Genomic DNA, 14,227 nt, shown 5'->3' with positions numbered 1-14,227 from the left:
AGATATATTAAAAGCAATAGTTGGGAGGTTGATCCAAGATATGAAAGAAGAAAACTGGCAAGAAAATATGGAAATCCCATTCCATACCCCAGAAGACACAGACAAAGAGTGGTATAAATACGAATGTCCTAAATGTGGGGAGGAAGATGAAGTTCCAGGCTATGTGATAGATGAGTTTGCAATGGGAAAAGATTTGAAAGAGGGTGAGATGCCAGGAGTGGCATGTCCTGAATGTGGTGCGGAAATGAAGTTTAAATATACATTTGAAAGATAAAACCCTACTAAAGAAATATTAATTAACTTCTATAGTAGGGTGGCCGTCAGGCCATTTTGTTCTTAAAAAAGTTTATTATGTTATAGACGCTTTTCTCATCAGGTTTTAAAAGATGAATAAGTATAATGTTTGTGTAAGAGTATTTTTGGTTGTGGTAACTAGGAGTTCAGTTATCAAAATCTGAAGCAATAAGAGTTTTATCAATGGAAATAAGATGAACCTACAAATGTTATTTAAAACATATATTGATAATTTTTCTTTGTTCTAATAAAAAGTATCTTATAAATTTATTGCTTTATCATTTTAGTATATTAAACCTTGACATTGGCAAAGGAGCAAAATATAATACAAATTAAATAAACTTTAAACAAAAATTTTAAGATGGGGGTAAAAAGAAATGAAAAAAAACTCTGAGAAGCAAGAAGAGAAAATGGGACAAAGCAATTTTAATTCATTTTTAAAACTCTGTTTAACGGTTTTAGTAATTGTTGTAATTACCGAAATGTTTGGAACCAAGACCTTTAGACTGGGTCCGGGTAGGGTTGTTTTACTACCGATGTTATTTGCAGTCGTTATTGGAATGTTGATAACTCCTGATCTGCTGGGCAGTAAAATGGAAAGTTTAAAAAAGATTATTTCTATGGATGAGGTAAAGATGGCGGGATCATATGTAATGATTGCTCTGTTGCCATTAGGAGTTAAGTACGGAACACTTGTGGGACCAAATATTGTTGAAGTTGTAAAAGCTGGGCCTGCTTTTTTGCTGCAGGAATTAGGTAATTTAGGTACAGTCTTTATTGCTCTACCTTTGGCTCTATTTTTGGGGATGGAAAGGGAAGCTGTGGGTGCAACAGCAAGCATTTCTAGAGAACCTACTCTGGGAGTAATTGGAGAAAAGTATGGGATTTCATCTCCGGAAGGAACTGGTGTACTTGGTACATATTTAATGGGAACAGTATTTGGGACAATCTTTTTTGGATTATTAGGTGGTTATTCAGCAGCAACAGGACTCCACCCACTTGCCCTGGCAATGGCCAGCGGAATGGGAAGCGGTTCAATGATGGCTGCGGCCTCGGGAGCACTTGCAGAAGCAGTTCCAGAGATGAAGGATGGAATTCTGGCTTATGCTGCAACAAGTAATATGCTAACAGGAGTGACAGGTTTATATTCTGTTATCTTTTTAGGACTGCCGCTTGTTAATTTTCTTTATGACAAACTGTATCCATTTTTTTCAAAAAAGAACAGAGGTGATAAATAATGAGTCTTAACTTTGATAGAAGTTTAGAATATTTAAAGATGCTGATTATTGTTGGAGTTTTAATTTTAATTGGACAGAGAATTGGTTATGGAGTAAATGTGATGCCTGCACTACCAGGTATGTTAATTGTCATCTTAATTTCTTTTATTGCACTGACTATTAAAGATAGTTTTCCTGAGCTTAAGTTTCCAGCTTTTGCCTGGGCCTCATTAATTGCCCTGATTTTAAGTATGCCTTTTATGCCTACATCAGATATATTTTTGAAGTTTACAAATGAAGTCAACTTTTTGGGAACAACAACTCCAATTCTTGCCTTTGCCGGGATTTCCGTTGGTAATAAGATTCAAAAGTTGAAAAAATTAAGCTGGAAGGTATTTATAGTTGCTATTGCAGTATTTATAGGTACTTATTTTGGCTCTGCTATTATTGCCCAGATAGTTCTGAAGATGCAGGGTATTATTTAAAAATATTTATAATGAGGAAGTGTTCTGCTTGCAGAAAAGTGAGATAAAAGCAAAGATAATTGATGTTATTGAAAAAAATAAAGATCAGATCATTGAGCTGGTGGAAAAGATTTATAATAATCCTGAGCTCGGTTACAAAGAAGAAGAAACCACTAAAATTATGGCTGAAGCCTTTGCAGAATTGGAAATTGATTTTAAAGAACATGAAAACTTAAGTGGGATAAATGCTCACTTTAAAATGGAAAATCCGGGTCCTAAAATTGCTGTTTTGGGTGAGTTAGATGCGATTACCTGTGCTGAACATCCTGATTCTAATCCTGAGACTAAGGCTGTCCATGCCTGTGGTCACAATATTCAGCTTGGGGTAATGTATGGAGTTGCAGCTGCCTTAAAAAAAGCCGGAGTAGAATCTGAACTGGCCGGGAGTCTTAATTTTATTACTACTCCAGCTGAAGAATTTGTTGAGCTTGAATATAGAGATCAGCTCAAAGAGGCTGGGGAAATAAGCTATTTTGGTGGCAAACAGGAATTGGTTAAAAGAGGAGTTTTTGGGGATGTAGATATTTCAATTATGATGCATTCCCTTAATCTGGACTCAAAAAAGGCTCTGATTGCACCCAGAGGGAATGGTTTTATTGGTAAAAAGATTAAATTTATAGGAAAGGAATCGCATGCGGGCTCAGCTCCAGAAAAAGGAGTAAATGCTTTAAATGCCGCAGTTCTAGCAATTAATAATATTAATGCTCAGCGGGAGACCTTTGCTGAAGAAGATAGAGTAAGGGTACATCCTATTATTACCAAAGGTGGAGATATAGTTAATATTGTTCCGGCTGATGTTCGGCTGGAAAGTTATGTCAGGGCCAGAAATATTGAAGCAATGAAAAAGGCAAATCAGAAGGTTGATCGCTCTCTCAAAGGAGCAGCGATGGCGGTGGGGGCAGAGGTTGAAATCAAAGATATTCCCGGTTATCTGCCGCTTTTAAATAATCAGGATTTAGATGCTATTTTAAAATCAAATCTTTTAGAGCTGATTGATCAGAGTGAGCTTGCAGTCGGTGGTGATTTTACCGGGTCTTTTGACTTTGGAGATATTTCACATCTGATGCCCTCTTTACATCCGTTTTTTGGTGGTGTTATAGGAGACCTGCACACTAGGGACTTTAAAACTGAGGATCAGCAAACTGCCTATATTTTACCTGTAAAAGCCCTGGCAATGACTATAGTGGATCTGCTTTATAATCAGGCTGAAAAAGCTGAAGAAATAATAAAAGACTTTGAGCCCAAACTCAGTCAGGAAGAGTACCTTGAACTTTTAGAAGATTTTTCTTCAGAGTTAATCTTTAAAAGCTAATGATTAATCTTAATCAATTAAAATTTTAAAAATAAAAATTGTTTCAGCAGCGGCAGAGTTAATTCACTGCCGCTTTTGCTTGCTAAATACCTAAAGAATTATTATAATATGTATTAGTGGTAAAATTAGTAAGGTTATTTTATTGATTTTTTAATAGAAGAAAGGAATGATTTAAAATGGAATCAAATAAAACGCTCTGGCAGCTTTATAAATCGAAGCCGCTGGTTTTAAGGATAGGAATTGCATTTATTTTGGGTTCACTGCTGGGATTGTTTTTGGGGGAATCAGTACTTGTTTTAGAACCTCTGGGAACACTTTTTATTAAACTTTTAAAAATGATAATTATTCCAATTGTCTTTTTAACCCTTGTAGCTGGAATGAGAAGCTTAACCCCATCTAAGTTAGGAAAGGTAGGTGCCCAGACTGTTGCCCTTTATTTAATTACAACTGCTGTTGCAATAGTAATTGGTTTATTTACAGCAAATTTAATTGCTCCGGGAATAGGACTTACTTTACCATTGGAAGCAGAGATTATGACTAAGGAAGCGCCTTCACTGGCTGAGGTCTTTATGAATATTGTGCCCAGTAATCCTATTGCAGCCTTTGCTGAGGGTAATGTCCTGCAGACAATTTTCATTGCTATAGTCTTTGGTCTGGCTCTAGCTGTACTTCAGGAAAATGCAGAAGGTAATATTAAATCAGGTGTAGAGAGTATTTTTAATATGATTGAGGCTGGTGCAGAAGCGATGTTTAAAATAGTCTGGGGTGTTATGGAGTTTGGAGTTATTGGAGTCTTTGCGCTGATGGCTTCAGTATTTGCCAAAACAGGTGTTGACGCACTAGTTCCCTTTAGTAAACTTATTTTTTCTCTTTTAATAGCGGTAATTGTGCACATTGCTGTTACTCATCTGCTGGTAATAGTCAGCGGACTTTTAAAGCAGAGACCAATGGGCTTTTTAGCGGGCGTTAAAGATGCGATGCTTACTGCCTTAAGTATTAGATCGAGCAGTGGTACTCTACCGGTTTCCATGGCCAATGCAGAAAATAATTTAAGAATAGATGAAGAAATTTATAGTTTTACCTTACCGCTTGGGGCCACAATTAATATGGATGGTACTGCAATGTATCAGGGGGTAGCAGCTATCTTTGCTGCCAATTTAATCGGGCAGAGTTTAACTATTGCCCAGCAGGCTACAGTTGTTGTAACAGCAGTGCTGGCTAGTATTGGAACAGCAGGTGTTCCAGGTAGTGGTTTGATTATGCTGACCCTTGTTTTAACTCAGCTTGGACTTCCACTTTCAGTAGTTGGTTTTGTTGCGGGGATTGATCCAATTTTAGACCGCTTTAGAACAGTTAACAATGTAACTGGAGATTTGGCTGTAACTGCTCTGGTTGCAAAGTGGAATGATGCAATTGATTTTAGCTCAGGCAGCTGGAAGCAGTAGTGCTAATTTATTTGAATTGATAATGTTTTAAGTTAAAAAAATATATAAATAATAAAAAATCCCTTTTCTTAAAGAGTAGAATTTGCAGAGACTCCTTTGAGTAAGGGATTTTTTATATAATTGAGATATAATAATTTAAAATATAAAATTCAGCCTTTTAAATATCACTAAGTTTCTTTTTTTATATTTTTCCAGAAAAAGTCTATATGTTCTTCGGTTTCAGCTTCCAATTCTTCAAAACTGTCCAGTTCAAAGAGTAGATAACGCATTCTAAAAAATACAATGCCGCCAATGAATTCATTTGCCAGCAGAAAGCAGTTTAGATCACTCTTTATTTCACCTTTATCTTTCATTTTTTTGAAAAACCTTTCTCCAATTCTGACATTATTTTCGAGTCGCTCTTTCATTCTCTTTTTAACTTCAGGATGGCTGTGTTCCCGGAGCATAATTTTTAGCCACTTAGATTTATTTTTATCTTTCATCTCATCAATTATTAATCTGCCAAAAAAGTGAAGAATTTCAACTGGGTCTTCATTTTCATTCAATATTTTAGACTTATAAAATTCTTCTTCCATGTCAATCGGGGCCAGCTTTTTAAAGAGTTCAGAAAAAATAGCTTTTTTGCCCGAAAAGTGATTATAGATTGAGCTTTTCTGAATACCTACACTATCTGCTATTGCCCTGATCGAGGTTCCGTGATAACCATTTTTTGCAAAGAGATTTAAAGCAGAATTCAGTATCTTTTCTCTAGTATCTGCCAAATTATTTCACCTCCAAAAAGGCCGGTTTATAAATCAAAACTAAGGCCGGCAGGATTAAAAGTGAGCCAATTAAACAGCTGCCAACAGAGACTGTAACCAAAAAGGAAAAGAATTTAACCGGTAAAAAACCGGAGATTAATAAAACAGAAAAACCTACTATAACTGAGAGTGCATTAAAAACAATTCCTCTGCCTGATGTTAAAAGTGTTTTTAAGACCGCATCTTTTGCCTCCAGAGATTTTCTCTCTTTGCGGTAGCGCCAGAGGAAGTGGATTGTATAATCGATACCAACCCCGATCATAATTGAGGATAACATTGCTGTGATCATATTTAGTTCAATACTTAAATATCCCATTAAGCCAAAAAGAGAAATAACTGCAGTCAGTAGAGGTAATATTGAATAGAAGCCGGCTGTAAATGAATTGAAGAGGATCATTACAACTATGGCAACCAAAATAATGGATATCAAAAGACTCAGGACCTGACCTCTGATTACAACATCTACCATCTCAGATAAAAGGTCACCAAAACCCCCAACCATGGTAAAGATAGAAGCAGATTCTTTTTTGCTTTCCTCTCTTAAATAATGCACAGTACGGCTTATTTCATCTGTACTATTTGTCGGCATCCGGGCTGTGATCAGCGCATGCTGCCGGTTAAAATCGACCAGTTTATCCAGGTCACCAGACATTGAAAAGAGCAGAAAATACTGGGCCAGAGCATTACGAGAATCCGGTATTTTATCAAAGTTTATGTCACCATTATGCAGCTCTCTATTCATTTTTCTCATAATTTTGGAAACGGCAGTAACTTCACCAATCGTGTCATAAGTAGCAATATCTTCTTCAAATTCACTGATTTTCTGCATTATATCAGGTTCCATAATATCTCCTTCTGCAACTATGGAGATTGTGTTTGCTCCTCCAAATTTATTATTAACCAGCTCAGTTGCTTTAACTATTTCAGAATCTTTTTCATAAAAGCTCATTGGATTTGTGTCGATCTTTAAGAAGAAAATTCCACTGCTGATCATAATTAAGATAATTAGAGTAACAATAATAATTCTTTTGGGAAATTCAATAACTAGATTGGCAGTTTTACGGAGTATTTTTTCTAATATCCCCTGATCTTCCTCACTTTTTTTAAGAGGTGTTGCTACTTTTAAAAGGGAAAGAACTGCCGGGATAAATAAGATGCTGGCAACAATTGAAAAAGCAATACCTGCTGCTGCCAGAACTCCAAGCTGTCTGGCTGGAATAATGATATGACTGATCAGTGCTAAAAGACCAATCATCGTTGTTATTCCGGCTGCTATTACCGGCAGCCCGAGGTTGTTTACAGCATCTCTACTTATTTTTTTATCTAATTCAACATTTCTGGGGCCTGTTTTTTCGCCTTCTTCATCTAAGGCCAGCTCCTGATAGGCAGCAATAATGTGAATACCGTAGTCATTTGTAACGGCAATCATAATTATTGGTAAAATTATTGTAATTAGCTGAAACTTCCATCCTAAAATAGGCAGCAGGGCCAGTGAAAAAATTATTGACATTACAACAACCAAAAAGGGCAAAAACACTCCCCGGAGCTGTTTGAAAGCCAGGAATAAAAAAATCAACATAATTAATAAGCCAACCGGCATTAAAAGCCTCATATCGTGCTGGATTAGTTTTGCATTTAAGGCTCTAACTATCGGCAGGCCGGCCTTCATTAAGCTGCTTTGATCCGAAAATTTATTCTTTGCATCAGCAATTACCTGATCAATTTTATCTAAGACTACAGAGTCTGGAACATCTTCTTTGAGAACTGCTCCAATGGAAATCGCTTTGAAATCTTTGGAAACTACATTCCCGATAACCAGTTCATTACTTAAAAGGCGTTCTTTAAGTTCAGATTTTTCGGCTTCAGTACTGGGAATATCTCTGATTGCAGTTTCTATAATAAGCTGATTATCTTTACCTTCAATATCATTTAGGGTAAAGGGAGAATTAACCTTATCTATCTCTTTGATTTTCTCTAAGCTGTCTGAAATATATTTTACTTTTTCTAAAACACTTTTTGCTAACACATCATCTGCTTCAACTGTAATCATTACCATTTCCGTACCGCCAAAAATAGATTCGATTCCTTCAATTCTGCTGCGGGAGGGCATATGAGAAGGAATTAAACTCTTAATTGCAGTATCAAGCTGGATATTCTGCAGTTGAAAAGCAGCAGAAGTCGTGATCAAAAAGAAAATAATAATGATTATCCAGGGATGTTCAACTGCAGCCTGGGCAGCTTTTTTAATTATATTTCTTATCATTTTTTAGCACCCTCTCCTTAAAAGTAGCTGTTTATTCCCAGATAGATTAGCTCTTCATTTGCTCTGGCTAACTGACTTCTCTGATCATCATTAGCCTTAAGAACTGCACCTGCTTCTATTTCCATTGCTTCAGTGAGCGAATAGATAATCTTAGGTCTTAAAACAATGAGCTCAGAATTGAGATCATAGAGCAAATTGGCCTCCCAGCTGTGAAACTGCCAGAAAGGTTTTTCAGCGTGAAGAGAGATAATTTGAGAGTCATCGATATTTTCAAATAATCTTTTCTGATAATAATACTGACCTAAGAGATAGAGGTTATTTTCAAACTTGTAATCAAAGCCGACAACTGTCTCCAGCCCATCATTAAAGATGGGAGATTTGAAATCATTGTAAACCACTTCTGAAAAAATACCGATGTTTTTCTGGCCAATATCACCTGTGATATCAAAGCCTGCTTTAGTTACTTTGGGATATTCATTTTGATTATATTTCTCCAATTCATTACCCCTGAAGAGAGAAAGAGAAAAGTCAAAACCATGCCAGCGTCTTTTGGTAAATTTAAGGGCCTGCTGAAAATCATTAATATCTTCTCTTAAGCCAACTACAGCAGTAAAGTGCTGAACATTATTTAAATAATATTTAGCCTGCAGTGCATTAATACCTTCTCTGTTTTCTAAAGGGTTAATTGCACCGATGTCAATTGGATTGAAATAATTGCTGGGTTTAATGTTGTAGGAACTGCCCCAGTTAAAAATTTGTTTACCGGCTCTCCAGTCAATGTTTTCTGTATAATAATCGAAGTACCCTTCTTTAATTGAGAGTTCTGTTTCTCTATTTTTATTATTCATTAGATACTCAGAATAGCTTTCAAGCCCCAGATTAAGATAAAAGCCACCTGTATAGGAAAAATCTTTTTCAATTTCCAGGTTTAATTCTGTCTGATCCAGATTATTCTCATTTTCAAGATCATAGATATATTTTGTCTTAAAATCCCCTGAAAGAGAAAAAGGAAGTTCAGCTGCAGCCGTTGAGAAAGCACATAAAGTTACTAGAGTAATTAAAATTATTAAAGATAGATATTTTTTCATTTTTAGCACCCCATTTTATTTCGTTAAATTCTGCTATTAAACTATTATCTTTCTAAATAGCGGGTAGTAAAGAGCTGGTCATCAAGGTTAATGTTAAACTTGATTTCTGTCATTTTCATAACTGTTTTAGTTCCTTTTTGTTCGTTTTTAACTGTTATCTTTTGAGCAATCCAGTTATTATCTATTTTTTTAAAGTCTTCCAGCTGGACTGTTTTTAAAAGCTCTTCGGATTGATCATAAAATTCAACTTTTTTTGGGGACCAAATATCAGTTTTGACCCACATCTTACCATATTTATAGTTAATGTCGGGATCAGTCGGATTAAGTTTTAAAAGATATTCTTCGCTGCTGCTGTCTAAAACATCGGCCTGGTAATTATCTTTATAATTAGCTCCACTGAAAACAGTTAAATCAATATAGCTTAGATCAGATCCGACAAAATTGCCATTCTTTTGTGAACCAGAGATTTTTCTGACTGAACCAAGAACAGGTAAAAAGAGGTACATATCTTCTTCAGAACTGCTATTATCTTCCAGAGATAAGAATGCTGTCCCCGCAACATCAGCAGGAGAGGTAAATTCTATTAAAGATTTTTCTACCTCACCTTCTTTATGACGACTATTAAGCTGTCGGCTCCGCATATCACCGGCAGCATTATATAACTCCATAGTCATCTGCATGGAAGCTGTTTCGGCCTGACGGGCATTTTCAATGTTTGTTAGAACTTCTTCACCACTTAAATCCTGAGCAGCTGCGGCAAAAGAAAGAGTTAATATAAAAAGACCTAAAAGCAGAATCGTGGATATTTTTTTCATTTAAATCAGCTCCTATTTTGATTGATAATAATTTAAGCTAAAGTCAGAATAATTTATCTATCTTTATTTTAACGAACGGTCGTTAGTTTGTCAACCTTTTTATTTTGCTTAGAGGAATTTCTCTATTACTAAAGAAATATATTAATAATCAAAGCTTAATTATTGATTTTAGAATTGAGAAAATTTAAGGAGGGTTTAAGTTGAGTCGGGAATTTTATAAAGAAAATAAAATTTCTATTTTAAATTCACTTAATTCAGATTCTGATCAGGGTCTGAATAAAACTCAAGTTGAGAAAAAGAGAGAAAAATTTGGTTTAAATAAACTGCAAGAAAAAAGAGGAGTTTCAGTCTGGCAGATTCTTTTAAATCAGCTTAAAGATTTGATAATCATAATTTTGATCATTGCAGCTGTACTTGCCTTTTTGATTGGGGATACTCTGGAAGGCTATGCAATTTTGGCTGTCATTGTTTTTAATACAATTATTGGTTTTGTGACTGAATACCGGGCTCAGAAAGCAGTGGCTTCCTTAAAAAATGTTTTGAGCAAAAAGGCACTGGTAATTAGGGATGGGAAAAAGCAAGAAATCGAAGCTGTTGATCTGGTACCGGGAGATATAATATTTATTGAAGAAGGGGATCAGATACCGGCAGATGCAAGATTGATTGATACTAATAATCTAACTGTTAATGAGGCTTCGCTGACCGGGGAATCGGAAAGTGTTGCCAAAGAGGCAGAAGCTCAGTTTGATTCTAAAAAGACTCTGGCCGAAAGAAATAATATGGTTTACATGGGAACAACAGCTGCTCGCGGTAAGGGTAAGGCTGTAGTCACCGCAATTGCCGAGGAGACAGAAATCGGAAAGATTGGCGCCATGCTGGATGAAACTAAGGAGGGAAAAACTCCGCTTGAAAAGAGACTGGAGAGACTTGGAAAATCACTGATTAAAATTACTCTGGCAGTAATTGCAGTTCTGACAATACTCGGAATTTTTATGGGGCGGCCGGTCTACGATACAGTTAAAACTGGAATTGCCCTGGCAATTGCTGCAGTTCCTGAGGGTTTGCCGATAATTGCAACTGTGACCCTGGCCATCGGGATGAAGAAGATGGTTGAACATAATGCCCTAGTGAGAGAACTTCTGGCAGTTGAAACACTGGGTTCAGTTACCTCCATTTGTACCGATAAGACCGGAACAATTACTGAAAATCAGATGACACTCCGAAAAATTTACTTAAATGACCATCTAATTGAGATCAGTGGAACAGGCTATCAGCCGGAAGGAGATTTTCTGCTTGCTGGAGAAAAGATTGAACCGGCAGTTGAAGCGGGACTGGAGCTGACTTTAAAGTCCGGACTGCTCTGTACTTCAGCTGAATTAACTAAAGAAGATGGAGCTTATAAGGTGCTGGGAGAAGCAACAGAAGGAGCCCTCCTGACAGCTGGAAGAAAGGCTGGCTTTTCTAAAGAAAGTCTAAAAAATAAGGGATACCAGAAACTGGCTGAAATTCCTTTTAACTCAGATTATATGTATATGGCAGTTAGCTATGCTCTGCCTGAAGGAAAAGAACATCTCTATTTGAAGGGGTCACCGGATGTGGTACTTGAGATGTGTGATTCAATTATGCTTAACGGTGAGCAAAAAGAATTAACTGCTGCTAAAATAAATGAAATTCAGCAAAAAAATAAGAAGCTCGGTGAAGAAGGCCTCCGCATTCTGGGAGTTGCTTATAAAGAAGGCAAAAATTTAGATTCAGAAGAGAAGCTGCAGACTGAGATCAAAAGTTCGCTTACATTTCTGGCCCTGTCTGCGATTATTGATCCGCCAAGAGAGTCGGTTAAAGAGGCAATTAAAGAGACCAAAAAAGCGGGAATCAAAACTAAGATGATTACCGGTGACCAGATGGATACAGCTGCTGCAATTGCCAGGGAAGTAGGGATTACAGACAGCGATAGTGTAATCAGCGGTCAGCAGATCTCTCAGGCTTCTGCTGAAGAATTAAGAGAACTGATTAAAAACAATTCCGTTTTTTCGCGGGTTACTCCAGAAAACAAACTGCAGATCATTGATGCTCTGAATCAGGAAGAAGAGATTACTGCGATGACAGGTGATGGAGTAAATGATGCACCCGCTCTTAAAAAGGCCGATATTGGAGTTTCAATGGGGAAAAGAGGTACCACAGTTGCCAGAGAGGCATCGGATATGGTGCTTTTAGATGATGATTTTGCCACTATTGTTACAGCTGTTAGAGAAGGCCGAGTTATCTTTGATAACATCCAGAAGTTTATCTACTTTCTTTTTTCCAATAATCTGAGTAAAATTATTTATATTTTTTTGGGGATCATTTTCAATCTACCCCTGCCGCTTCTGGCGATGCAGATATTGTGGATTAATGTAGTAATTGATGTCTTTCCGGCTCTTTCATTGGCCTGGGAAAAAGAAGAGAATAATATTATGGGGAGGGAGGCCACAACCGAAAGAAATATAATGAACAGGGCATTTAAGAAGAAGGTTAGCCTGCACAGTCTTATTTTGGCAGCAGGTCCGATGCTCTTATATCTCTGGTCTTTAAATGCAGACTACAGTCTGGAACTCAGCCGAACTTTAAGCTTTGCTGCCCTCTCGTTTATCCAGTTGTTTCATGTTTTCAATGCCCGCCGCAAGTCAGGTCTGGCCTTTGATAAAACACTTTTAGAAAATTATTATCTCTGGCTTGCAGTAGGAATTGGAATTGTATTTCAACTGGCAGCTATTTATTTAGGACCACTGCAGAAGATACTTTCTACTGTTGCAATTCCAATAGAATTGCTGCTGCCAACAGCTGCAGCAATTATTCTGCCAATGTTTTTGATTCAGTTAATGAATATTTTTGCTGGTAGAGATAAAAAATGATTCTAATATCTGTTATCTCAATTTAAAACTGGAGGGATCAAAGCTATGTTTAAAGCAGTTATTTTTGATATGGATGGTTTGATGTTTGATACTGAAAGACTTTCTAAGAAACTCTGGCAGGAACTGGCAGCAGAAAGAGGATATAATTTTGCAGGTGATTTTTTTGATGAGCTGGTTGGTTTGGATCTGGAGGATACCAGAGAATCATTTAAAGAAGCCCATGGACAAGATTTTCCCTATCTTGAAATGAGAGAAGAGAAAAATCGATTATTAAAAAAATACGTAAGGGAAAATGGAGTTCCAGCTAAAGAAGGACTCATAGAAATTATTGCTTATTTAAAAGAAAAGCATTATCGGCTTGCAGTTGCTTCTTCCAGTTTTAAAGAAAAAATTGAATTTTATTTAGATTCTATTGCTATTAGAGATAAATTTGATTATATAATTGGAGGAGATGGAGTAGAAAAAAGTAAACCGGACCCAGAAATTTTTATTAAGGCAGTTAACGGACTTGGAGTTAGTCCTGAAGAAGCTTTGATTATTGAAGACTCTGTTCATGGAGTTATGGCAGCAAATAAAGCTGGAATTAGAGTGATTATGATTCCTGATTTAGTAGAGCCAGCAGCAGAAATTGAGAAACTTGTCTATAAAAAATTAAATAGTTTAACTGAATTAAAACAGGTTTTGGAATAGGTTGAAAATTATCAAATAATTTTGAATATAAAAATATTTTTTGCAAATTGAGTATTTTTTTTAATATAATAAAACTAAAGATGAGAAATTTTTAAGACATCTTAATGTCAAATTACCAACTAATTTATTGGTAAATTTTGGGAGGTTAATTTAAATGAATAAGAAAGCTGGAAAAAGACTAATCGGTTCAATACCCAAAATTGGAATTAGACCAATCATTTATGGAAAAGAAAGAGAGAGGAGGAGAATCAATTAAAAAACTGCAGTTAGCTGTTGACTTAACCGAATTAAAATCAAGTCTGAAACTTTTACAGCAGGTTGGAAAATATGTTGATATTATTGAATTGGGAACTCCCTTATTAATTTCAGAAGGAATTTCGATTATACCGATAATAAAGGAGCTTTATCCGGATAAAATTATTTTCGCAGATTTAAAAATAATGGATGGTGGAGATATTATTTCTGAGCTTGCCTTTAAAAAAGGAGCTGATATGATTTCTGTTCTGGCAGCCGCCAATGATGAAACAATTAAGGCAGCTATAAAAAATGCTCAAACTTTTAATGCAAAGGTGCTGGTAGATATGTGTGCTATTAAAAATATTAAAAAAAGGGCTCAGGAAGTAGAACACCTCAAAACAGATTATATTAGTGTTCACCGGGCGACGGATCGCGAAAGAGATGGTACAGATCCACTCAAAGAATTAGAACTTATAGAAAATATTAAAACAAAAAAAGCTGTAGCAGGTGGGATAAATTTAAATAATTTTGAAGCCGCCTGTCGAAGTACTGCTGATACAATAATTGTTGGTGGAGCTATTTATCGTTCAAATAATCCTGCATCTATTGCCAGAAAAATGAATAAAATTCTAAATAATGTGAGGTGAGCTG

11 protein-coding genes and 1 pseudogene are annotated in these 14,227 nt (G+C 36.2%); 8 read left to right on the top strand and 4 right to left on the bottom strand.

The window, feature by feature from the left end; translation table 11 throughout:
* From BW929_RS11330 to BW929_RS11310, 5 genes and pseudogenes are all read left to right on the top strand, one after another.
* A pseudogene (locus BW929_RS11330) lies at positions 1-274 on the top strand (hypothetical protein); the annotation flags it as partial.
* 397 nt (positions 275-671) lie between these two features.
* The gene (locus BW929_RS11325; protein WP_076545603.1) at positions 672-1,532 is read left to right on the top strand and encodes a DUF3100 domain-containing protein; all 861 of its coding nucleotides are present in this window, start codon (positions 672-674) and stop codon (positions 1,530-1,532) included.
* On the top strand, positions 1,532-1,996 hold the full coding sequence (locus BW929_RS11320) for a hypothetical protein (protein WP_076545602.1): 465 nt from the start codon (positions 1,532-1,534) through the stop codon (positions 1,994-1,996). Before BW929_RS11325 ends, BW929_RS11320 begins: the two co-directional genes overlap by 1 nt.
* Before the next feature lie 28 nt (positions 1,997-2,024).
* A complete protein-coding gene (locus tag BW929_RS11315) occupies positions 2,025-3,347 on the top strand; it encodes an amidohydrolase (RefSeq protein WP_076545601.1) in 1,323 nt (440 codons plus the stop codon).
* A 176-nt stretch (positions 3,348-3,523) separates the two neighbouring features.
* Positions 3,524-4,792 (top strand): dicarboxylate/amino acid:cation symporter, encoded by a 1,269-nt coding sequence (locus BW929_RS11310; protein ID WP_076545600.1) that lies wholly within the window; start codon positions 3,524-3,526, stop codon positions 4,790-4,792.
* A gap of 167 nt (positions 4,793-4,959) precedes the next feature.
* Here BW929_RS11310 and BW929_RS11305 read toward each other — a convergent pair whose 3' ends face one another.
* From BW929_RS11305 to BW929_RS11290, 4 genes are read right to left on the bottom strand one after another with little or no spacing between them, the layout of a single operon-like run.
* Positions 4,960-5,553, bottom strand: coding sequence for a TetR/AcrR family transcriptional regulator (locus BW929_RS11305; RefSeq protein ID WP_076545599.1), 594 nt, complete (start codon positions 5,551-5,553; stop codon positions 4,960-4,962).
* A gap of 1 nt (position 5,554) precedes the next feature.
* A complete protein-coding gene (locus BW929_RS11300; RefSeq protein ID WP_076545598.1) occupies positions 5,555-7,855 on the bottom strand; it encodes an efflux RND transporter permease subunit in 2,301 nt (766 codons plus the stop codon).
* 17 nt (positions 7,856-7,872) lie between these two features.
* Complete coding sequence (locus BW929_RS11295) at positions 7,873-8,943, bottom strand: hypothetical protein (RefSeq protein ID WP_076545597.1); 1,071 nt, start codon at positions 8,941-8,943, stop codon at positions 7,873-7,875.
* A 44-nt stretch (positions 8,944-8,987) separates the two neighbouring features.
* Positions 8,988-9,758 carry an outer membrane lipoprotein-sorting protein gene (locus BW929_RS11290; RefSeq protein ID WP_076545596.1) on the bottom strand — a complete coding sequence of 257 codons (771 nt, stop codon included), beginning with the start codon at positions 9,756-9,758 and terminating at the stop codon, positions 8,988-8,990.
* Positions 9,759-9,958: 200 nt separating this feature from the next.
* On the opposite strand from BW929_RS11290, the gene BW929_RS11285 reads away from it, so the two are divergent.
* From BW929_RS11285 to hxlA, 3 genes are all read left to right on the top strand, one after another.
* Positions 9,959-12,649, top strand: coding sequence for a cation-translocating P-type ATPase (locus BW929_RS11285; protein WP_076545595.1), 2,691 nt, complete (start codon positions 9,959-9,961; stop codon positions 12,647-12,649).
* A gap of 45 nt (positions 12,650-12,694) precedes the next feature.
* Positions 12,695-13,339 (top strand): HAD family hydrolase, encoded by a 645-nt coding sequence (locus BW929_RS11280; RefSeq protein WP_076545594.1) that lies wholly within the window; start codon positions 12,695-12,697, stop codon positions 13,337-13,339.
* Positions 13,340-13,560: 221 nt separating this feature from the next.
* On the top strand, positions 13,561-14,223 hold the full coding sequence (gene hxlA / locus BW929_RS11275; RefSeq protein WP_076545593.1) for a 3-hexulose-6-phosphate synthase: 663 nt from the start codon (positions 13,561-13,563) through the stop codon (positions 14,221-14,223).
* Positions 14,224-14,227: the final 4 nt, after the last annotated feature.

It is taken from the genome of Halanaerobium kushneri, assembly GCF_900156285.1.
In the GTDB taxonomy this organism is placed as follows: Bacteria; Bacillota; Halanaerobiia; order Halanaerobiales; family Halanaerobiaceae; genus Halanaerobium; species Halanaerobium kushneri.
Note: the sequence above shows the minus strand (reverse complement) of the source record. Positions and strands in the feature narration are given on the sequence as shown.